We start from the raw sequence: 20,804 nt of genomic DNA, 5'->3' as shown, positions 1-20,804 counted from the left end.
TGTGCCGGGCGTCGCTGTTTTTATAGGCTACTCTTTTGGAGTGGTTTTTTAACTTGTCATGGAGAGCGCTGAGATGTCACCAAAATCGGTTAAGTATGCGCTACCTGTTCTGCTGGTAGCGCCATTGTATAGTTGGGGGTTTAGCTATGAGACACCCTCCATTTCCCCTGAAAGCGAATCGGGCTATGAAGAGAAGCCCGGCTGGGAAGCCGAGTCATTTGCGGTGGCAGCAGCTAACCCGCTCGCCACCGATGCCGGTTACCAAGTACTTAAAGCCGGTGGTAACGCCATTGATGCGGCCATTGCGGTGCAGATGGTGTTGAACCTGGTTGAGCCTCAGTCCAGTGGTATTGGTGGTGGTGCTTTTTTGATGTACTTCGATGGCGATGAAGTGCGTGCCTACGATGGTCGTGAAACCGCGCCCCAAGGCGTTAACGGTGAGCTGTTTATGCAGGATGGCGAGCCGCTGGCGTTTAATGAAGCAGTGGTTAGCGGCCTCTCAGTGGGAGTGCCAGGCACGCTGCGTATGCTTGAGAAAGCCCACGCTGAGCACGGTGAGCTGGCCTGGGAAGAGCTGTTTATCCCGGCAATCACCCTGGCCGAGGAGGGCTTTGAGGTTAGCAATCGGTTGCATACCAGCTTGGCTGGTGATGAGTTTCTGCGCCAAGACCCAGTAGCGAGCCAGTTTTATTATGATTCAGACGGTGAGCCTATCGCCGTTGGTGAAACGCTCAAAAACCCAGCGTTGGCAGCCGTTCTTCGCCGCGTCGCTGAGCAAGGCAGCGTCGCCTTGTACGAAGGAGCCGTGGCACAAGACATCGTTGAGCGCGTTCAGAACCACCCTGAGCGTCCAGGCAGTTTGACGCTTGAGGATATGAGTGGCTACCAGGCGCTTAACCGAGAACCGCTGTGTACGCCTTGGCAACAGTGGGAAGTATGTGGTTTCCCGCCACCCTCATCGGGTCATCTGACCGTGATGCAGATTTTAGGCATGCTTGATCAGCAGCCACTGCTTGAAGCCCCGTTAGACAGTGGTGCTGCAAGCAGTGGGTGGCTGCATCAATTCTTGGAAGCCTCACGCCTGGCCTTTGCGGATCGTGGCCGTTACATCGCCGATCCTGACTTTGTCGAGGCGCCGGGAGGCGATTGGTCATTGATGCTAGCCCCGGAATACTTGGAGCAGCGCAGTGCACTTATCGAAGAGATGAGCATGGGCGACAGCGCTGAACCGGGTAACCCTGGGGAGCTTGACGTGAGCTGGGCTAGCCAGCCCGAACAGCCCGAGTACGGTACTAGCCATATCAGTATTGTCGATGAGGAGGGCACCGCGGTGGCTATGACCACCACCATCGAGCAGGCGTTTGGCTCGCGAGTTATGTCCGACGGTGGCACGGGGCTAGCGGGTGGTTTCCTGCTCAATAACGAGCTCACCGATTTTTCATTTACCCCTGAAGTGGATGGCGAGCCCGTAGCGAACCGGGTAGAGCCCGGCAAGCGTCCCCGCTCCAGCATGAGCCCGACCCTGGTATTTGATCAAGAAACCGGCGAGCTAGTAGCCAGTTTGGGCTCACCAGGTGGCGCCGCCATTATTCATTACACCGCCCGTACATTAGTCGCACTGCGCGACTGGGGGTTAAGCGCTCAAGAGGCGCTCAACCTTCCCCATGCTATTACTTTGGGTGGGGATGTCTATGTGGAAGAGGGGCGTTTTCCTGAGGCAACCATAGAATCACTGCGTGAGCGTGGTCATACGGTCAGCGAGCGGGAGCTAACCAGCGGCCTTCAGGCCATTATGCGCCTTGAAGATGGCACTCTGTTTGGTGGTGCTGACCCTCGGCGCGAAGGGGTGGTAATGGGCGATTAGGCCAACCTCTATTGGCGAAGCCAGTTGCGCAGCTTCACTAGCATTAGCGCACCGTCGCTTAATTCGCGGCGGACTTGAATAAGTTCGTTTAAACGATCTGGGTAGTCGGTGATAATTGCATCGACCCCCAGATCAATCAGCGTTGACATGCGAGCTCGGTCATTGACGGTCCAGGCGTGTATTTCGTAACCGTATAGTCGCGCTAAGCGAACTTCCCCTTCCGTGATGCGGTTATGGCGTAGCCCAAGGGCATCAAAGTCACGCCGGTTTAGCGTGCCGGGCAGTATAAGCTGGGCCAGTAAGGTAACGCGCAATTCAGGTGCTTGGGCTTTGATATGTTTAAGTAATGATGGGGACATGGTAGCCATGCGCATATCCATTAGCGCATTGGGAAAACCGCACGCTGTATAGCCGTCGAAGGCGCTTTGTTGGGTCGCCCAGCAGCGATAGCGCACGTCACTCTCTGCATTCAAAGTCTCGATAACAGCATCGGCTAGCGCCTGTTCTTGCCCCGGCAGAGGCTTGATGTCGATCATTAGTCCGGCTTTTCCGCGCACTCTTTGCAGCGCTTCATCCAAGCCTGGAATGTTCTCACCTTGATAAGCATCACCAAACCAGCTTCCTACATCGAATTGGCTGAGTTGTTCTCTGGTTAGCTCGCCAAACTCACGGGGGTCGCCGGTTAGCCGCGCCATGCTGCGATCGTGGTAAAGCATAACCTGTTGGTCACGGCTCAAACGTACGTCTATTTCGATATAGTCGGCGCCATCAAGTAGTGACTGCTCCAGCGCGGCAAGGGTATTTTCGGGGGCCACCATGGAGCTTCCACGGTGGGCAATCACCGCGACGTTGTCACGTATCTCAAAGCTATTGAGTATCCACCATGCTTGAAGGCCGGCAAAAATGAGTACGCTAAGCTCTACCGCCCAGGCCAGTTTGCCTGCATTAAAATCCTCAGGTGGCGGTGCGGGTCGAGCTTCTCTGTGGGCCAGCTGCATATAGAGGCAGGCGGAAAGCAGCGCATTGGTGGCAATACCGATGAAGGTAATGGCCAGGGTGATCAGCACATAGCCGAGTAAGTAGGCCAGCATGGCTGGGATGAGCACGGCATTATGCTCAGGCAGCCACCACAGAAGTGGCGTGAATAGGCGGTCAAAGAGCAGTGTCACCAGTAGCGGCAGGCTAACGATCACGACCAATAGCAGAAGTACCGCAGCGCCAATGGAGCGGCGCCAGCCGCGGGTTAAGCTAACGCTTCGTTTAAGTGCCTGCCAGGGGTTACAGCTTTCCAACGCAACGAGGGGGAGCGCCAATAGCCAGCGCAGGTAGAGCCATGACGCTACCCATACCCAGGCAATAATCAGTGGCAGCGCGCACGCCATGAAATACCACAGTGCAGGGGGACGCACGCGCTGAAGATAGTAGGGGTCTATACCACTCAGCCAGAAATCGTAAAGCCACGCGAGCCCAGCCATAAAGGGCACGAGCAGTACTAAGTGGGTGCCTACCTGGAGTATGACAAGACCCGCGAGGGCAGGTAGCCGACGGGTGCTTAGCCAGAGCGCTTCAAGGGCCAGCCGATAGTGATTGTCACGGGGCCTGACGGCGACCTGCAGCATGCCTGCCTGCTGCCAGTAAATAATCAAAAAAGCGAACCCAAGCCCTACCAGCATGCCTACCAAACCCAGCGGGCTAAACAGTAGTGCGATCAATTCATCGTTGGTGACCACTGTACGGTTGAGTTGGGCAAGCAGCCAGCGTGTCATCCAGGTGATCGCTGGCAGCAGCAAGGCTGAGGCAAGTAGGGTAAAAAACAGGTGGTAGGCGATCAGTGGGCGAAGATGATCGCGCAGCGTGTGTAGTAAGGCAGAGCCAAGGTAGGTCAAAGGCTGCATCGTCATTAAACGGTAAGAATGAGCCACCAGGGTGGCAGTAACCGCCACACCTGGCAAGAGGCTCTTTTAAGACAAATTTAATGACTACGGAGGTCTTTGTTAGGAAAGTGGCAGCTCTTGCTCGGCAACAATAATGCCGTTGTTATCTGCATACAGCCACTGTCCAGGCTGCAGAGTAACACCAGCAAAGGTGACGTCAATATCGCGTTGTCCTTCGCCGCGTTTTTCGCTTTTGCGCGGATGGCTGCCTAGCGCCTGAACGCCAATCGGCAGGGCGGCTAGTATATCCACATCGCGCACGCAGCCGTACATAACGATCCCTGCCCAGCCGTTGGCGACGGCCTGCTCGGCGAGCATATCCCCCAGCATGGCGCAGCGGTGCGAACCACCCGCATCCACCACCAGCACCGCGCCGTTACCCGGCTCGGCAACGGCCTGTTTCACCATGGAGTTATCTTCAAAGCATTTGATTGTACGAATAGGGCCATAGAAAGCTTCAAGCCCGCCAAAATTGGCAAATAACGGGTCAAGCACCGCAACCTCTGGATGCGCATCGCAGAGATCGGGCGTCACTATATCAATCGACTTCGTCATCACAAGCTCCTAAGGGTAAACACTGTTGGATTACCGGACAGTTTAGAAAGGTAGAGCATAAAAAACGCCCCGCCCTGTAAAACAGTGGCGGGGCGTTCGGTCATCGACTCAGAAAATGCAACGTGTCACATCTTCTGCGATGGTGCGAGCATCGGCGATGGGGCGGTCTATCTCAAGTGCTTAACAAGCGTTAGGCTTCTTGAGCGACCGGAATCACGTTTGAGGCTATCTTTTGATACTCCTCAATCTCGTGAAAGTTCATATAACGATAAATCTCGCCCGCCATAGCGTCAAACTCACCCATATAGCGTTGATACTCTTCAACGCTGGGTAGGCGTCCTTCTACTGCGGCAACGGCCGCCAGTTCCGCAGAGGCGAGGTACACATTGGCACCGTCACCCAAACGGTTCGGGAAGTTACGTGTAGACGTAGACACCACGGTGCTCTTAGCGGCAACGCGGGCCTGGTTACCCATACACAATGAACAACCCGGCATCTCCATACGGGCACCGGCACGGCCATAAATACCGTAGTAGCCCTCTTCGGTCAGCTGATGCTGATCCATTTTCGTCGGTGGTGCCAGCCACAGCCGGGTTTTTAAGCTACCGGCAGGCTGCTTCTCAAGCAGTTTGCCAGCAGCCCGGAAGTGGCCGATGTTGGTCATGCATGAACCGATAAAGACTTCGTCGATTTTCTGGCCAGCGACTTCAGACAGCAGGCGCGCATCGTCCGGGTCATTCGGTGCACAAAGAACCGGCTCTTTAATTTCAGCCAGATCAATTTCGATAACTTCGGTGTACTCGGCATCCTGGTCGGCACGCATCAAGCTGGGGTTGGCCAGCCACGCTTCCATGCCTTCAATACGACGGCTAATGGTGCGTTCATCGCCATAACCGTTGCCCATCATCCACTTCAACAGGGTGATGTTGGACTTCAAGTACTCGGCAACGCTCTCTTCAGACAGCGTAATGGTACAGCCAGCGGCGGAGCGCTCGGCGGATGCATCAGAAAGCTCGAAGGCTTGCTCAACGGTTAAATCTTCAAGTCCTTCGATTTCCAACACACGCCCGGAGAAGGCATTTTTCTTGTTGGATTTATCAACGGTCAGCAAGCCTTGCTTGATGGCGTAGAGCGGAATAGCGTGAACCAAATCGCGTAGCGTAACACCAGGCTGGCGCTTGCCCTTGAAGCGAACCAGTACCGACTCCGGCATATCCAGCGGCATAACGCCGGTGGCCGCGGCAAACGCTACCAGGCCTGAACCCGCCGGGAATGAGATGCCGAGCGGGAAACGGGTGTGCGAGTCACCGCCGGTGCCCACCGTATCAGGCAGCAGCATGCGGTTGAGCCAGCTGTGGATGATACCGTCACCGGGGCGCAGCGAAACGCCGCCACGGTTCATGATGAAGTCGGGCAGGGTGTGGTGAGTATCCACATCTACGGGCTTCGGATAAGCCGCGGTGTGGCAGAACGACTGCATGACTAGGTCGGCTTGGAAGCCCAGGCAGGCAAGGTCTTTCAGCTCATCACGGGTCATCGGGCCGGTGGTGTCTTGCGAGCCAACGGTAGTCATCTTGGGCTCGCAGTACATGCCGGGACGAACGCCCTCTAAACCGCACGCTTTACCGACCATTTTCTGCGCTAAGGTGAAGCCTTTGCTGGTATCTTTAGGCTGGTCAGGTAGGCGGAAAACGTCAGAGGTGGGCAGGCCCAGTGACTCACGCGCCTTGCCAGTCAAACCACGGCCAATGATCAGGGGAATACGGCCGCCAGCGCGTACTTCATCCAGAATCAGCTGCGTTTTAAGCTCGAAGGTGGTGATTACCTCGTCGCTATCGTGCTTGCACACTTTACCTGCGTAGGGGTAAACATCGATGACATCGCCCATATTCAGGTTGGTGACGTCCATCTCAATCGGCAAGGCGCCCGAATCTTCCATGGTGTTAAAGAAAATAGGCGCAATTTTACTACCAAAGCAGAAACCGCCAGCGCGCTTGTTAGGAGCATAGGGGATATCGTCGCCGAAGAACCACAGTACCGAGTTAGTGGCTGACTTACGCGATGAGCCGGTGCCGACCACGTCGCCTACATAAACGACGGGAAAGCCTTTGGCTTTAACGTCTTCGATCTGCTTGAGCGGGCCAGTGGTACCTGGAACCACTGGCTCAATGCCGTCGCGCTCGTTTTTGAGCATGGCGTTGGCATGGAGCGGAATATCCGGACGTGACCAGGCATCCGGCGCGGGAGATAGGTCATCGGTATTGGTTTCGCCCGGGACTTTAAACACGCTCAAGGTGATTTTTTCAGCCAGTGCCGGCTTAGACAGGAACCACTCGGCGTCTGCCCAGGACTGAATAACCTCTTTAGCGACGCTGTTGCCGTTCTTGGCGCGGCTTTCCACATCATGGAAGGCGTCGAACATCAGCAGTGTGTGCTTGAGCTGCTCGCCTGCTTCTCGGGCAAGCTCCTCGTTATCGAGTAGCTCTACCATTGAAACGATGTTGTAGCCACCCTGCATGGTACCCAGTAGCTTGACGGCGTGAATCTTGTCGATCAGCGGAGAGCTCGCTTCACCTTTCGCAATGGCGGTAAGAAAGCCTGCTTTTACATAAGCTGCCTCGTCAACGCCCGGCGGAACGCGGTTGGTGATTAAGTCGAGGATAAACTCCTCTTCACCGGCCGGTGGCGTCTTCAGCAGCTCAACCAGTAAGGCTACTTGTTCGGCGTTTAGGGGTTTGGGCGGGACGCCCTCAGCTGCACGTTCCTCGACATGTTGGCGGTAAGCTTCAAGCACGTTGGGGCCCTCTCATTCACGTTTCATTTACTTTATGGTGATGGCCTGCACGGTGCACGGTGGTGGCCGCGCAGTGGGTGTAGAGTGGAGCCGATCACATATGACATACGCTTGACAAACAGCGTGTGGTTGGATGGCTGCGATTCTACGGCAAACTGTCGACAATGTTAAGCTGGCAAGCAAAGACGACTCTTGTACTTTATGTTGATACCTTGATTTAAACGGATCAAAAAAACGCTTTTTATTAGCCTATTGGCGTAAAAACAGGAAAGTTTTTTCCCCATTTACGGGCTAACCACAGGTTGTGTAGGTGTGATTGTCGTTACAGCGCGTTACCATAGTCCTCACTTTATGACCTTAGCGCTATCTAACTGCTGTGGTACTTACGTAAGCGAGCTGATTAAAAGTGTGTGGAGCATTTTTAAGCGCGCAACTACATTAGTAATAAGCGATTCAGGGTATGAAGAACGCAATTCAACAGGGAACTGTAAGCGCCTTGCGCGCTTATATGTTGTACAATAGTGAGATATAAGCTCGGTAATGGTGTTATGTTGATACAACCCGGTACACTTCCGCCCTCTAAACAAAAGAATGCCTTACAAACGGCTGATCATGCGGTGAAAGCGGATGATCTGCTGCCGGAAAGTTTGCACCAGTTTTTGGCCTGTGCAACACCTGAGGCGTGGCTGCAATGGGCGTTAGAGAATCCTGAAACGCTGCTGGTCGACCACGCTCAGTGTGAAAAAAAAGCCGCTTCCACCGCCATGAGTTTGCTCTATCGCTACGTCGATCAGCCACTTCTGCTAAGCAAAATGTCGCAATTGGCGCGCGAAGAGTTGCTCCATTTCGAGCAAGTGGTTGCGCTCATGGAGGCGCGTGGGGTGACCTACCAACACTTGACCGCTTCACGCTACGCGGAAGGCCTTAGGCGACACCTGCGCAGCAATGATCCCGAACGGTTAATCGATGTGCTCATCATTGGCGCCCTTATCGAAGCGCGTAGTTGCGAACGATTCGCTTGCTTGATTCCGTATTTAGATGAAGAGCTCGCCAAGTTTTATCGCACCCTGGTGAAGTCAGAAGGCCGTCACTTTGAGGACTACCTATTACTGGCTCGCCAGCAGACATCGGGCTCTATTGATGAGCGGATCGCTTTTTTTGTAGCGCGTGAAGCGGAGCTGATTACTACGCCCGATACGGCTTTTCGTTTCCATAGCGGTGTGCCAGCTTAACCCGCTTAGCCCGGCAGGATGTTTATCATGCGCGATGCTCGTGAGACAGACCAGTTAACTCTCTTTGGTCACTTTTCGCTTACCCAGGGCGAAGACGTATTAACCCACTTTAGCTATGACAAAGTGAAGGCGCTGCTCGTTTATCTGCTGCTGCATCGTCAGCCGGTTAACCGCGCCGCGCTGGCGGAACTGCTGTGGCCTGACCAAGGGTTATCCTCAGGCAGAACTAACCTGCGTCACGCGCTGCACTGTTTACGCCAGTCGTTGGGGGAGAGCGCCGACCAAGTATTAAGCGTCTCACGGCAAACGATTGCCTTCCAGCTTCCGGCCAATTGGAAAGTCGACCTGCATACACTGCAACAACTGCTTGAAGGGCCGCGCGACTTGGATACCCTGGAAGCACTGATGACCTGTTACCAAGGTGACCTGATTGAAGAACTTCAATTGGCCACCTGTAGTGAGTTTCAGCGCTGGTTAGTCCAGGTGCGCAATGAGTGGCGCCAGCGCGTCATTCGTTTTGCTGAACAAGTACTCGAAGCACATACCGATGTGCCTGACCTGATCCTGGAAACACTGGTCAGTCGCTTTTCCGGCTATGGCCCGTTTCATGAGCGCTTGGTTCGCCAACTGGCTGAACAGAATCAAATGGCCGCCGCGCACGAGCAGTATAATAGCTACTTGCAGCTACTGGCGTTGTCAGGCCAGCAGCCTGAACCTAGCTTCTTACAGTTGGCAAGCTACTGGTCTGACGGCCACCATGACCCCCGGATGATGAGTCCCCAGGGCGCGTTTTCCCGCGCGCTGGCGGCAGACAGTAAACCGCTGCGTGAAGATGAGATTGAGCTGCGCCAACTTTCCGTGATGGCTATCCGGCTGCGCCTGAAAGGGGAGTGGCAAGACCGAGCCGCGACCCGACATTGCCTCACTCTGCAGTTAGAGCTGTTGCGATGGCTAGAGCAGCAGTGCCATCACTTGGGCGGCTTCTGGCTGCCTGGCGCCACTGGTGGCTTGGGGCTGGCGTGTTTCGGTACCCATGGGCCTGCTCACCAACTGGCTGAGTTAGTGGCGCTCTATGAGCACTGCCGTCAGGCGCTTCCCCAGGAGAGTGCTCGCCACTGGTCTGGCGAAGGCGAAGTGCCGCAATTTGAGTTAGCTGCTGGTTTGCACAGTGGGCAAGTCGTCTACTTGCCCGAGCGGCAATTGGCGGATCCGCTGGGGCAAGTCACCCAAACCTCGCTGGAGCTAATGAGCGCAGCTGAAGGCAGTGAGCTGGTTATCTCACAAGAAGCCAGTCAGCACATGCCGCCCGCGCTTGATCTACAGCCACGCTTGGTATCGCGTTTGGTGGCTAGCGACGGTCGCGTTCGACTGCGCGCTTTAGTGCTGGGCCTAAACGAAGGCGGTCGCGATGCACTGCCGCCTAGCCTGGTCGGGCGTGAAACCTCGCTGCGTACGCTGCGCGACGCGTTGGCGCGGGCAGGTATAGGTTTGCGTCAAAGCGTGTTAGTTCGCGGGGCATCTGGCATGGGCAAATCGGCGCTGATGGTCGGTTTCCGCCAGTTAGAACTTAGTCGCGATGCGGCAATTTGCTGGCAGCCCACCACGAGGCTGTCGGTGCTAGATACCTACGGCGTTGCCCGGACTCTGGTGGGCTGGTATCTCAAGCAACCGCTGACTATCGAGGCGATTCACGAGCTACAGGCAACGCTTGAGTTTGACCAGCTTACGCCCGAGCGTCAGCACCTGTTGGAAGAGGCGCTTGGGGTGCACGAAGTTCAGGAGATCACCCAGCTTGCCCAAAGCGGTGAAGCCGTTGAATTGGTGGTGATGTTGCTGCACCGCTTAATCGAGCGCCAGGCGACCACTCATACCCTGGTGCTGATGGTCGATGATTTACAGTGGCTTGATGAGCCGTCGTTTAAAGTGCTCGCGGGGCTTCAGGCACGTTTACCTATCAATACCGCCTTCATGTTGGTGGCTAGCCACCACGGCCGAGAACTGCTGCCGGTGAAGCTGCATTGGGATCAACAGATTAGTTTGGGGAATCTGGATCCGCAGCAGTCTTCACGGCTATTGTCACAGCTGTCACGGCGCTACCGCATTCATTTGAGCCCACGGTTACGTAACCAGATTATTGAGCGCTGCGATGGCGTGCCGCTCTATATGCAGGAAATTTGTCGGCGTCTGGATATGGATCGTCGCGAAGGGCGTAGTGTCCAGTTCGATGAACTGCCCAAAGGATTGTTAGGGCTGCTGGCAAGCCGTATTGATCAGCTTGAGGGTGACCGCGAAATTGCCCACGTAGCGGCAGTGCTGGGTAAGCGTTTCCGGTTGGATTTCCTACTGGAGTGTAGCGGCTGGGAAAAAGGGCGACTTAACCAGGCGCTCGAACATATGCGGGCGCTGGAGATTGTCGAGCCGGTCGATAAAGAGAGCGGCGAGCACGAATATCAGTTTAGCCACCAGTTGCTGCAAGAAGCTGCCTACCTTTCTTGCCCGCGGGATGTGCGGGTCAAGCTGCACCAACAGGTAGTGACCCTAATAGAGGAGCGCTTCCCTGTCTGGATTAGTCGCCACCCCGGCGATTTTGCCACTCACCTGCGCCGGAGCGGTCATTATGCCCGTGGTGCACGCTATTTCGAATTGGCCGCCCGTGAAGCGCTCAAGGTGAGTGCCAACCGAACCGCGCTACGCATGGCCGATTTCGGTTTGGCGAGCTTGCGCCACGTCGAGCATGAGATTGAGCGTGAAGTAAGTCTGCTCACCGTGCGCGGTCAGGCGGCGTTCTCGCTTGAGGGCCACGGCTCGCCTACCGCTCACGAAAGCTTTGTGCGTGCGAGGGAACTGCTGCGCGAATCGGGTACCGATAGATTGGAGGATCCAGAAGATCTTGAGCAGATATTCCTAGTCAAATGGGGGCTTTGGGTGGGGCGTAGTCAGCGCTATGCTCATGCCGATGCCTTTGCACTGGCGTCGACGCTCGCTGATCTCGCTTCACGCCTTGAAGACCCTCGCTATCGTCGTTTGGCCGACTATGCCCGCGCTAACTGCGAGTACTGGGCGGGTCGCATTCAGCAGGCTCACGACCATTTAGATGAAATCGATCCGCTCAATGCGCAAATGATGATCGAGTGGCTACCGTTCTCCGATCATCCGCAAGTTTCGGCCGCCTGCTTTCAGGGCTGGGCGCTCTGCCTGCGTGGTGATTATCAGCGTGCCGAGCGGCAAGTGTCGGCGGCTATTCGGCTGGCGGAGAAGATTGCCCACCCCGGTACCTTGGCGCTGGCGCTGCTATTTGCCGCTGCGCTCTATCGTCAGCTGGGCCACGTCCATTTGGCCGCGCGGCATGCGGAGCGGGCGGCGGCAATGACCGGAACGCCCGATTTACAGCTGTGGCAAATCTCCAGCCAGTGTATTCTTGGTTGGCAACGAGCTCTGGCAGGTGATACTACCGGGTTGACTCAGTTACGCGATAGCCTGGATCAGATGGTGGAGCTGAACGGCCGTGACCGCTACCAGCGGCCGGTGCTGTGGTACTCGGATGCCTGCATTGAACTAGGCGAGTTAAATGCCGCAGAGGAGTACCTCGATCAGTGCTTGGTGATTGCCCGTGAGCGTACCACGCTATTTTTGCCCGAATTAGCCACCCAACTGGCTAAAGTGCGTGATCTGCTTGGACACCCCGCCAATGAAGTCAAGGCATTGGCTGAGATGGCGATAAACCAGTCCCGCGAGCACGGCAATCGCCACCAGGAGCTAGCGGCCCTTGAACTATGGCTGACGCGTATTGAGCCCAACGACCAGCAGGCGAAAGAGAGTTTTAGGCAGTTATTGAGCGAAGTCAGCCACAGCGATGCGCCGGTGCTAACCCGTTGGATCAGCTTGTTGGATCGCCGTTTGCCTCGGCCGGTAGGCGCTGAAGGTTGATAAGCTAAAGCAGGGGGCTCTTTAACGGGTGTCCTGCTCCAGCCACGTCAACGTGGCGAGCGCCTCTTCCCGGTTCTCGCCGCACACACTAGCGTCAAAGTTAAACCGCTCGCAGACCCTGGGGCGGCTCGGATCCCCGAACAAACGACACAGGTTATCCTCGTCTAACTGCACGCAGCGAACGCCCGCCGGCTTGCCCTCAGGCATGCCGGGGATAGCTGAGCTAATTGAAGGCGCGATGCAGCAGGCGCCACACCCCGCACGACACCCTTCACTCATAGCCTAGCACTTGGACTAGGTGAACATACGGCAATCGCGCCCTTGTTGATGCCCTCAAAGGCCTGGATACACGTGGTTACGCCGCTTTGCGTGGCAACCTCTTTTGCCAGCCAGGCGGCGATATTTTCTACCGTGGTGGGGCCGGGGAGGACTGCGCATAGCGACTGTGGCAGCGTAATGGAGAAATCACCTTGGGCGGCGCGATAGCCGCAGGTAAGGAAATCGTTATCCCGTGAGGTGATATCCGCCTCTTCAAGCAGGTAGCGATTTTCCAGCCATGCGGCCCACTGTTGTTCGAGCGTAGGTTGACGCAGCTCTTGCTGAAAGATGTGTAGCCGTGAACGGTGGCCGTGAGCGATACGCTGGCAGTTGCCTAAATGGCGCTTCAGGCCGTGCGAGTAGCCATAGGCAGCGCCATCGATGGCCTCGTCGCTAAGCGTAAGGGTAACCTGATGGACATTCTCAGGCCGTTCTTCAGTCAGCTGCTGACTTAAGTGCTCCGCGACCGTGTCAAGCTCAATGGTTTGCCACGGCAGCAGGCTAAACGCCTCCTTGGGGCCGCGCACTTCCATCGGATAGGGCGTGGTGGTTCGCACGCACACACCTTCGGGGCACTCCGTCACCGTGACCCCAGGCGCCTGAGTAGGTACCAGCAGAGTATGATCGAGGCCGCTGTCTAGCGTGCGCTTGATCCACGGCTTGACTTCACCAAAATCGAACAGCATGCCATCTTCGCCCAGCTCGCCATCCAGCACTGCGTCCACCTGCCAGCTGCAGCCTACTAGGCCGCGCTCGGAACACCAAAGGGAAACGTCAATATGGGTCAGTTGGTTCACGAATAGGGACATTAATCAAAACCTGCTAATTTGTGCATTTGTAGCGATAGGCGCCACTGGGGGTTAGCCATGCAGTAGGCGGTCGCTTCAGCAACGGTGGTCTTATCCTGATTGAGAGGGGCAAGATCCATCGGCTGTAGAAAGAAGTGGCGAAACCCTAGGCCTGAAAACTGCTCCGGGGGAGCGTCCACCTGAGGGTAGACAAGCTTTAACTCGTCGCCTTGGGTAATGGCTAGCGGATTGCTACCCTTAGGGCTGACACACAGCCAGTCAATACCTGGTGGCGGAGCCAGCGTACCGTTGGTCTCGACGGCCACCTCAAACTCATGGCTATGCAGTGTGGCAATCAGCGCTGCGTCAAGCTGCAGCAGCGGCTCGCCACCGGTAAACACCACATAGGGCGTCGCGTGCGACTTGGCGTCACCGAGTTGGCTGGGCCAGAGCCCGGCAATGTGTTCAGCAAGGGCGGTAGCAGTAGCAAACTTGCCGCCATTTATGCCGTTAGTGCCAATAAAGTCAGTATCGCAAAAGGTGCATTTAGCCGTCGCCCGATCAATTTCACGGCCCGACCACAGATTGCAGCCGCTGAAACGACAGAAAACGCTCGCTCTGCCCGCTTGAGCACCTTCCCCCTGGAGGGTGTAAAAGGCTTCTTTGACCTGATACATCAGCGCTGACCTACTGCGCTGTCTACGCTGTAAGCCAATGGATCGGTAACACCGTTGGCGGCAAAGGCGTCCAGTCGCTCGCGGCAGCTGCCGCATACGCCGCAGGCAAGTTCACGGCCTTCGTAGCAGGTCCAGGTATGGCGGTAATCCAATCCCATTGCCAAGCCTTCACGCAGTATGTCGGCCTTGCTTACTTTGAGATAAGGGGCGTGTAGCTTCACTGGCTCGAAGTTGGCGATGCCCGCGACATGGTTCATTGCCTCGACGAATTCGGGGCGGCAGTCGGGGTAGAGAATGTGGTCGCCGCCATGGGCACCGTAGTCGACTCGTTCTGCGCCAATGTTCACAGCCTTGGCAATCGCCAGGGAGAGCAAGATCATATTGCGATTGGGTACGACGGTAGCGCGCAGGTTGTCCGCATCATAGTCGCCCTGGGGCATTGCTTGGTCTGGATTGGTGAGCGCCGAATGATCAATCAGGCCGTGTATGGCGCGAATATCGACTACTTGATGGGGTAGCCCCAGCGAGGCGCACACTTGGTGTGCAGTGTCGAGTTCGCGAGCATGCCGCTGACCATAGTCAAACGAAAGCGCGTGTACGCTAAGCCCTTCTCGCAGCGCGCGATGAAGCACGGTAAAAGAGTCCATTCCACCGGAATAGATAACGACGGTTGTGGTGGCTGTATCAGCCGCCACTGGGGGTATTGATGACATGAGAAAACACTCTTTGTCGGAGAATTTATTAATCGCGAGCAGCGTTTAGCTGACGCGGCGTTCCGGGGTCCGGTCCGGAAGGGCGGCAGTTTACGCAATAGCCGTTAGTCTGACCAGTTCTAGCGCTGACCATGTACCTGATTGAAGTAAAAAAGTGCGTAGGCGGGCAGCATGAATATCAACATGCTACGCTATCCATCCATGTCGTTAGAGGCGAACCAATGGCAACTATTGAACATAGTGAAATCATTAACGCTCCGCCCGAACGAGTGTTTGAACTATTGCGTCGTGTCGAGGATTTTGCCGATTACTCGGATCTGATTCGCTCAATAGAAACGCTGGGCGAAAACCGTTACCGCTGGCACGTACGTGCCGTGGGTATGGACTGGGCGTTTGATGTCATGGTTACCGAGGTTCAGCCGCCTTATGTGCTTGCCTGGGAGTCCTTGGATGGTGTGAAGAACCAGGGACGTTATCGCCTTCGCGAGGTGCCAGAAGGTACCGAAGTGGCATTAACGTTGAGCTATGAAATTCGCAACCGCTTAATGGAGAAAGCCGTCAACAAAGCGGCCAAGCCACTAGTCGGCAAAGTCAGCCGACAAATTCTTGAGCGCGTTGAGGCACGTTTAAATCAGTAGCGCCGCTTAGCAGCGCATTGGTGATCAGGCCACCGACTTATTGTGGTTTATGCATTGAGGCGTCAAGGTGGTCAACGACCTCTGCCCAGTCGGCATCGTCATCTACGGCTTCTTTCAGAAATTCTGCCTGGCCCTCGTTCCAGCAGGGAGCTTCAGACAATGGCATCGTTTCCGGAAGTGGGGCGTTGCGCTGGATAAAGCGCTCGATTGAAGCTGCATCAGACGCCAATCCCAACTGCTCGAATAGTTCGCTGAAATGGTGTACCGGCTTTTCCATAATCTGTTGCTCCTTCAAACGGTTAGAATGCTCCCTATAACATAGCTTGATTCTCAGTCTGCGCCAGCACACAAAAGCCTTTGTTTGATCAACGTTCGCCAACCAGTGGTGTTAAAAAGCGCTGTCGTTGATCTTCTAACGCGAGTGGCTGGGCCAGTAAATGGGCTAGCTTGGTGAACGCCGCCTCCGGCGTCATATCATCGCCTGCCACAACGCCTGCATCGCTCAGGCCGTGACCTGCCGCATAAGCACCCAGGTGGACACTGCCCTGCGGGCACTGGCTAATGGCGGCAAGCAGTTTGCCTTCGCCGGTGGCTCTGGCAAGTACGTTAAGCAAGTGGGGATCGTCGGGGAGGTTACCCGCGCCCCAGAGCTGAAGTAACGCCCCTTTTACCCGTGAATCACTCAACCAAGCATCCAGCTGCCAGGCTGCTACGCCCGGCCAAAGAGCGATGCGCACGATCTCTCCCTGATTGACCAGGCGGTAGTCGGGGAGCTCGAAACGTGGCGCGCCACGCTGCTGAAGGCCAAGCCCACGGCTGGGGTAATAAACGAAATCATCGCCTACCCGCTCACCGAGCAGTGGGTAGTTGGGGCTTGCGAAGGCGTTGGCTGCTTCGCTGTGCTGCTTAATGGCGCGGGCACCCCGCAGCAATTGCCCTGCAAAGTAAATCGCCACTTCTTGGAGCTCAGGCTTGTCAGCGAACTGCAGCGCGCCGTGCAAATTGTGCAAGGCATCGCTGTCGGGCGATTCTAGTGGCAACATCGAGCCCGTGACGACCACTGGCCGATCTAGCCCCTGGAGTTGATAGGCGAGGCTGGAAGCGGTCCAGCTGAGTGTGTCAGTGCCGTGAATAATCACGAAACCGGCGAAGGCCGTTAGCCGGTCGTCGATATCCTGGGCGAGCTGTTGCCAAGTGAGCGGGGTGGCCGCACTTGAGTCAATCAACGTGGTGTAGCTGACGACCTTATAAGGTGGAAGGGATTGCTGTTGGGCAAGCGGTAGCTGGCTCAGGGCCTTTGCCATGCGAGTGGCAAAGTCACCGCTAGGCGCAAGCCCTTCAGCATGCTGTTGCATACCGATAGTGCCGCCGGTGTAAATGACTAATATTCGCTCTTGGGCGGGAACGCTGCTGGCAAGAGGGGAGTGAGGGATCATCGCCATCTCCTGGGGCTTTGTGCGAAACCTGCTAAGTGGGTCTTACGCGCTGTATCAAAAGTTCGCCGCTCTGGTCATCTAGACGCTGATTACGGCCCGCCAGTAGCGCAAAGCCACAACAAACCGTGATCAGAATAATCAATAACCAAGCGATTTGTGATGTGTTGGCGCCTGTTTGCAACATAACTCCCACACCAAAAGGCCCAAGTGCTGCCAGTGTATAACCACCGCCCTGAACCAGCCCAGAAAGTTGACCGGCAAGGCGGGAGTTGGCCGTGCGTAAGACGAGTAGGCTCAGTGCCAGGCTAAAGCTGCCGCCTTGACCGATACCCAGTAAAGCGGCGCCTGGCCATTGCCACACTAATGGCGCAATAAGTAGCATCCATAGGCCAATGGCGGTGCTAAGCAGCACAGCCAATAGCGCGGGACGCTGGTCACGCCCCATGCGTGCAAGCCAGGGGGCGCCTAAGGCGGAGGCTAGCTGGCACATAATAGAAACCGCCATTGTCCAGCCCGCATCGGCCTCGTTATAACCGCGATCAACCAGCAGAGTAGGCAGCCAGCCAAATACGATGTACGCCATGGACGACTGAATGCCCATGAACAGCATGACGTGCCAGGTAAGCGGTTGCTTAAGAAGCCGTAAAATACCGCTTTTGGGCGCTGTCGGCGTGTTGGCCATTGTGGTTCGGGGCATTTGGAAGTGCCAAAGCACCAGTGCGAACAGCGCCAGCAGTGACCAGCTCATCAAACTCGCCTGCCAACTGCCGAGCAGTTGCGTTAATGGGACGCTAAATCCAGCCCCTAAGGCGCCACCTAAGCAGAGTGCCATGGTGTATAAACCGGTAAGCAGGTCGGCACTATCGGGAAGTTCACGCTTAACCAGGGCCGGTAGCAGGGTGCCGCCAATGCCGATCGCACAGCCTGCCATCGCCGAGCCAATAAAGAGCCCACCGGGGAAAGGTAAACCACGTAAAACCAACCCCGCAGCCAGTAGTGCCAGTGCCGAACTTAGCGCCCGTTCACTGCCTATACGTCTAGCCAGGGCAGGGGCAAGCGGGGCGGAGAGGCCTAAAAACAGCACGGGGAGCGTGGTGAGTAACCCCGCAGCGGTAGCGGAAAGCCCCGCGCTTTCTTGCAGGCGAGTAAGCAGTGGGGCAACCGAAGACATGGCGGGGCGTAAATTAAGCCCCACCACGACCATCAGCAAAATAAACGTAACCGAGCGACGCGTTGCCATGCTAGTGCTTACTTGAGGTGGGGACGCAAGTCTCCGCGAACGGCATCGAGTAGCGTAATGAAGTGGTAATCCTGGGGAGTATCCAGGCAGTCGACCCTGACGTTTGTGCGCATGCCTTTATCCATATTCAACTGGTCAAATATTTCTAAAGTAAGCTTGCGAGCAGGTTTATCGCCCGGCGCCATGATGCCATCTTCAAGGGTAAAAGTTTCAAGCAGGGTGACACGTACGCGGGTGCTATTGCCTTCGCTCAGTACTCGGCGTACAAAAAGCCAGCCTTCGCAGGGGAGGGCGTGGTTGTCATCCCGTTGACGCAAGAAAATCGTGCGGTAGCAGGCCCCTTCGGTCGAGGCCTTTTCAGCCATACTGCGGTAGGCTTGAAGCACCTGATTAGCTGACGCACGGGCGTCCTCTAAACGCTGCACGATCCCTTGATGTTCGCGGCTGAGCTGCTCTTGACGTTGGAACGTCAGCCATTGGCGATACTCGGCCATCAGTTGAGAAGACGCCATAATCACTCCGTGAAAAGTATTGGCTAAAATAGCTGCTGGAAACAGCGGCTTGGAATATGCAAAGGCGACACCTTCGCATATTCCTGCGCTCTGAGCTAGCGCCGCGCGCGGCGTTTACGCTCGCCGCCGGTATTGGCACTCTGGCCTTCGGGCTTGCGTTTGGCGCGAGGCTGACGTTGGTTGCGTCGACCATTCTCGATGGGCTCAGGTTTGATACTGGGGTCGGGCTCAAAGCCAGGTTCAATGTGCTTTGTTAGCTTCTGCTTGATTAGCCGCTCAATATTGCCCAGCAGGGCATCTTCATCGACACACACCAACGAAACGGCTTCGCCATTGCTGCCCGCACGGCCGGTGCGGCCAATGCGGTGGACATAATCTTCCGCCACGTTGGGCAGGTCAAAATTGACGACGTGGGGCAACTCATTGATATCCAGGCCGCGAGCAGCGATATCGGTGGCCACGAGTACCTGCAGGTCGCCGCTCTTGAATGCCGTTAGCGCGCGAGTGCGAGCTCCCTGGCTTTTATTGCCATGGATCGCCATGGAAGGAATGTCCTGCTTGGAGAGCTGCTCTGCAAGGCGGTTAGCGCCATGTTTGGTGCGCGTAAATACCAGAACCTGGAACCAGCCGTTCTGTTGAATTAAGTGAGCCAGCAGTTCGCGCTTCTTCTCGCGGTCGACACGGTAAATGGCCTGCTCAATTTTGTCGGCTGTGGCATTCCGTGGCGCTACCTCAATCATCGCCGGGTTATCCAGCAACTGTTGTGCCAGGGTTTGGATCTCGTTAGAGAATGTCGCCGAGAACAGCAGGTTTTGGCGCTTTTTAGGCACCAGGCGCAGCAGGCGCTTAATGTCGTGAATGAAGCCCATATCCAGCATACGGTCAGCTTCATCAAGCACTAAAATCTCAACGCAGGAGAGATCCACATGCCCCTGCTGGTGAAGATCCAGCAGGCGGCCAGGGGTAGCTACAAGTACATCCAAACCGGCTTTTAGGGCATCGATTTGAGGCTGCTGGCCAACGCCACCAAAAATAATGTGGGAGCGCAGTGCCAGATGTTGACCGTAGGTCGACACGCTTTCGCCTACTTGAGCGGCAAGCTCACGGGTAGGGGTTAGCACCAGTGCACGTACCTGACGCTTTGTAGGTCGTTTGCCGGTATTTAGACGTTGCAGCATTGGCAGCGTAAAACCAGCGGTTTTACCCGTGCCGGTTTGGGCGCTGGCCAGCATGTCACGACCTTCTAGTACGACGGGGATAGCCTGTCGTTGTATCGGGGTAGGCTCGGTGTAACCTTGCGCTGTAACAGCGCGTAATAAATCGGCGTGCAGGCCAAGTTCAGAAAAGCTCATGCGTTCTCCGCAGTCACCTAGTGAGTTAATACCGGTAAGTGGCTGTTATCACTAGATGTAATGTTCAAAAAGCGAGGTTGATTCACCTTCGCGGCAGCGAAGTGTGCCAGATAATTCAGTGTGCCGCGATGGTCGTTGGGTAGCCGTGGATGACCGTGACAGGAGACGTGAAGGTTATAGCGCCAAGCAGCACTATCATCCTGGTGTGCACGGACACACCAGAAAACTACGTGTCAGTAATAAGCCGAGTAGTGTAACACGGTTATAGGGCCTCAGCTTGTTTCGCTGAATCGTTCCAGCGATGGGGCCTGGGCATGCAGTGGGATTAACCGCGCTAAAGTAGCCGCAGGCAAATCAAGCTGGGCCACTTCCTTGGGGGCTAATGTAAAAAAGTGCTCAGGGGTGAAAACACCAAGTTGAAACAGTTGGCGGGCCGTGGCTGGTCCTATGCCGTCGAGCCCCAGTAGTTGTCGCGCAAAGAGGGTGAGAAAACGACTGTTTTGCTGTTCATCAAAATCGACGCTAGCCATTTGATAATAGTGCCCAGCTTGAATAGTAATAAACTGCTCAATGCGCTGAAGCGCGGCTAGCGTTGTGGCATCGTGAGCCTGGGCTGCTAACTGATCGCGCAGAGCATCGTGGCTATTTAAAGCCGTTTCGAGGACTCCTTGAGTCGGTTCGCCCTCAAGCAGTGCCGTTACGGTATGCATTAGGGCGTTAATGGCATCGCGTAGTTGTTCAGCGGGCAGACCCGTGGTCTGGCTTGGTTCAGCTGGCATATTGACATCCCTGAGAGGGTTAGCATTAAGCGTAGTGCAGCAAAC

General features: G+C 55.9%; 17 protein-coding genes. 4 read left to right on the top strand and 13 right to left on the bottom strand.

The genetic code is table 11. From position 1 onward, the window contains the following. Positions 1–73: 73 nt before the first annotated feature. Entirely contained in the window at positions 74–1,864 is a 1,791-nt protein-coding gene (ggt, locus tag E0L35_RS22565; protein WP_022523257.1) for a gamma-glutamyltransferase, read from the top strand. Positions 1,865–1,872: 8 nt separating this feature from the next. Here the strand turns inward: ggt and E0L35_RS22560 are convergent, their stop codons facing one another. The 3 genes from E0L35_RS22560 to acnB all read right to left on the bottom strand — a co-directional run bounded on the left by E0L35_RS22560 (position 1,873) and on the right by acnB (position 7,147). Further along, entirely contained in the window at positions 1,873–3,816 is a 1,944-nt protein-coding gene (locus E0L35_RS22560; protein ID WP_053857049.1) for a glycerophosphodiester phosphodiesterase family protein, read from the bottom strand. Between the two features lie 42 nt (positions 3,817–3,858). Then, complete coding sequence (gene rraA / locus E0L35_RS22555) at positions 3,859–4,353, bottom strand: ribonuclease E activity regulator RraA (RefSeq protein WP_022523259.1); 495 nt, start codon at positions 4,351–4,353, stop codon at positions 3,859–3,861. A 190-nt stretch (positions 4,354–4,543) separates the two neighbouring features. Next, complete coding sequence (gene acnB / locus E0L35_RS22550; RefSeq protein WP_009286917.1) at positions 4,544–7,147, bottom strand: bifunctional aconitate hydratase 2/2-methylisocitrate dehydratase; 2,604 nt, start codon at positions 7,145–7,147, stop codon at positions 4,544–4,546. A gap of 548 nt (positions 7,148–7,695) precedes the next feature. Between acnB and E0L35_RS22545 the strand changes: the two genes are divergently transcribed. Both E0L35_RS22545 and E0L35_RS22540 read left to right on the top strand, forming a co-directional pair. After that, positions 7,696–8,379 carry a tRNA-(ms[2]io[6]A)-hydroxylase gene (locus tag E0L35_RS22545; protein WP_022523261.1) on the top strand — a complete coding sequence of 228 codons (684 nt, stop codon included), beginning with the start codon at positions 7,696–7,698 and terminating at the stop codon, positions 8,377–8,379. A gap of 27 nt (positions 8,380–8,406) precedes the next feature. Then, a complete protein-coding gene (locus E0L35_RS22540; protein WP_138801487.1) occupies positions 8,407–12,306 on the top strand; it encodes an AAA family ATPase in 3,900 nt (1,299 codons plus the stop codon). Positions 12,307–12,327: 21 nt separating this feature from the next. Here E0L35_RS22540 and E0L35_RS22535 read toward each other — a convergent pair whose 3' ends face one another. The 4 genes from E0L35_RS22535 to queC are packed head-to-tail and all read right to left on the bottom strand — an operon-like array spanning position 12,328 to position 14,802. Further along, the gene (locus tag E0L35_RS22535) at positions 12,328–12,585 is read right to left on the bottom strand and encodes a YkgJ family cysteine cluster protein (protein ID WP_022523263.1); all 258 of its coding nucleotides are present in this window, start codon (positions 12,583–12,585) and stop codon (positions 12,328–12,330) included. Next, positions 12,582–13,433, bottom strand: coding sequence for a 6-carboxytetrahydropterin synthase (locus E0L35_RS22530; RefSeq protein WP_138801486.1), 852 nt, complete (start codon positions 13,431–13,433; stop codon positions 12,582–12,584). The genes E0L35_RS22535 and E0L35_RS22530 overlap by 4 nt, the downstream gene beginning before the upstream one ends. Further along, entirely contained in the window at positions 13,433–14,089 is a 657-nt protein-coding gene (gene queE, locus E0L35_RS22525) for a 7-carboxy-7-deazaguanine synthase (protein ID WP_138801485.1), read from the bottom strand. Before queE ends, E0L35_RS22530 begins: the two co-directional genes overlap by 1 nt. Further along, positions 14,089–14,802, bottom strand: a complete 714-nt coding sequence (queC, locus tag E0L35_RS22520) for a 7-cyano-7-deazaguanine synthase QueC (RefSeq protein ID WP_138801484.1) — start codon at positions 14,800–14,802, stop codon at positions 14,089–14,091. The genes queE and queC overlap by 1 nt, the downstream gene beginning before the upstream one ends. 221 nt (positions 14,803–15,023) lie before the next feature. On the opposite strand from queC, the gene E0L35_RS22515 reads away from it, so the two are divergent. Further along, positions 15,024–15,440: an SRPBCC family protein gene (locus E0L35_RS22515; protein WP_022523267.1), complete on the top strand. Its 417-nt coding sequence runs from the start codon at positions 15,024–15,026 to the stop codon at positions 15,438–15,440. Positions 15,441–15,477: 37 nt separating this feature from the next. On the opposite strand, the gene E0L35_RS22510 is transcribed toward E0L35_RS22515, so the two are convergent. The 6 genes from E0L35_RS22510 to E0L35_RS22485 all read right to left on the bottom strand — a co-directional run bounded on the left by E0L35_RS22510 (position 15,478) and on the right by E0L35_RS22485 (position 20,759). Further along, positions 15,478–15,717: a DUF2789 domain-containing protein gene (locus E0L35_RS22510; protein WP_027957446.1), complete on the bottom strand. Its 240-nt coding sequence runs from the start codon at positions 15,715–15,717 to the stop codon at positions 15,478–15,480. A gap of 88 nt (positions 15,718–15,805) precedes the next feature. Continuing rightward, positions 15,806–16,882, bottom strand: a complete 1,077-nt coding sequence (locus E0L35_RS22505) for an asparaginase (protein WP_009286913.1) — start codon at positions 16,880–16,882, stop codon at positions 15,806–15,808. 25 nt (positions 16,883–16,907) lie between these two features. Beyond that, a complete protein-coding gene (locus E0L35_RS22500; protein WP_039859021.1) occupies positions 16,908–18,116 on the bottom strand; it encodes an MFS transporter in 1,209 nt (402 codons plus the stop codon). 8 nt (positions 18,117–18,124) lie between these two features. Continuing rightward, positions 18,125–18,628, bottom strand: a complete 504-nt coding sequence (locus E0L35_RS22495) for a hypothetical protein (RefSeq protein WP_138801483.1) — start codon at positions 18,626–18,628, stop codon at positions 18,125–18,127. Positions 18,629–18,723: 95 nt separating this feature from the next. After that, complete coding sequence (locus E0L35_RS22490) at positions 18,724–19,980, bottom strand: DEAD/DEAH box helicase (RefSeq protein WP_009286911.1); 1,257 nt, start codon at positions 19,978–19,980, stop codon at positions 18,724–18,726. Positions 19,981–20,252: 272 nt separating this feature from the next. Next, the gene (locus tag E0L35_RS22485) at positions 20,253–20,759 is read right to left on the bottom strand and encodes a helix-hairpin-helix domain-containing protein (protein ID WP_022523272.1); all 507 of its coding nucleotides are present in this window, start codon (positions 20,757–20,759) and stop codon (positions 20,253–20,255) included. Positions 20,760–20,804 lie beyond the last annotated feature (45 nt).

Source organism: Halomonas sp. ATBC28 (assembly GCF_005937175.1).
In the GTDB taxonomy this organism is placed as follows: Bacteria; Pseudomonadota; Gammaproteobacteria; order Pseudomonadales; family Halomonadaceae; genus Vreelandella; species Vreelandella titanicae.
Note: the sequence above shows the minus strand (reverse complement) of the source record. Positions and strands in the feature narration are given on the sequence as shown.

Excerpts from the sequence above, each read along its gene's own strand:
- E0L35_RS22495 (WP_138801483.1), bottom strand. The coding sequence starts at position 18,628 with ATGGCGTCTTCTCAACTGATGGCCGAGTATCGCCAATGGCTGACGTTC.
- E0L35_RS22490 (WP_009286911.1), bottom strand. The coding sequence starts at position 19,980 with ATGAGCTTTTCTGAACTTGGCCTGCACGCCGATTTATTACGCGCTGTT.
- ggt (WP_022523257.1), top strand. The coding sequence starts at position 74 with ATGTCACCAAAATCGGTTAAGTATGCGCTACCTGTTCTGCTGGTAGCG.
- E0L35_RS22545 (WP_022523261.1), top strand. The coding sequence starts at position 7,696 with ATGTTGATACAACCCGGTACACTTCCGCCCTCTAAACAAAAGAATGCC.
- queE (WP_138801485.1), bottom strand. The coding sequence starts at position 14,089 with ATGTATCAGGTCAAAGAAGCCTTTTACACCCTCCAGGGGGAAGGTGCT.
- E0L35_RS22515 (WP_022523267.1), top strand. The coding sequence starts at position 15,024 with ATGGCAACTATTGAACATAGTGAAATCATTAACGCTCCGCCCGAACGA.
- E0L35_RS22540 (WP_138801487.1), top strand. The coding sequence starts at position 8,407 with ATGCGCGATGCTCGTGAGACAGACCAGTTAACTCTCTTTGGTCACTTT.
- rraA (WP_022523259.1), bottom strand. The coding sequence starts at position 4,353 with ATGACGAAGTCGATTGATATAGTGACGCCCGATCTCTGCGATGCGCAT.
- E0L35_RS22510 (WP_027957446.1), bottom strand. The coding sequence starts at position 15,717 with ATGGAAAAGCCGGTACACCATTTCAGCGAACTATTCGAGCAGTTGGGA.
- E0L35_RS22500 (WP_039859021.1), bottom strand. The coding sequence starts at position 18,116 with ATGGCAACGCGTCGCTCGGTTACGTTTATTTTGCTGATGGTCGTGGTG.
- E0L35_RS22485 (WP_022523272.1), bottom strand. The coding sequence starts at position 20,759 with ATGCCAGCTGAACCAAGCCAGACCACGGGTCTGCCCGCTGAACAACTA.
- E0L35_RS22505 (WP_009286913.1), bottom strand. The coding sequence starts at position 16,882 with ATGGCGATGATCCCTCACTCCCCTCTTGCCAGCAGCGTTCCCGCCCAA.
- E0L35_RS22530 (WP_138801486.1), bottom strand. The coding sequence starts at position 13,433 with ATGTCCCTATTCGTGAACCAACTGACCCATATTGACGTTTCCCTTTGG.
- queC (WP_138801484.1), bottom strand. The coding sequence starts at position 14,802 with ATGTCATCAATACCCCCAGTGGCGGCTGATACAGCCACCACAACCGTC.
- E0L35_RS22535 (WP_022523263.1), bottom strand. The coding sequence starts at position 12,585 with ATGAGTGAAGGGTGTCGTGCGGGGTGTGGCGCCTGCTGCATCGCGCCT.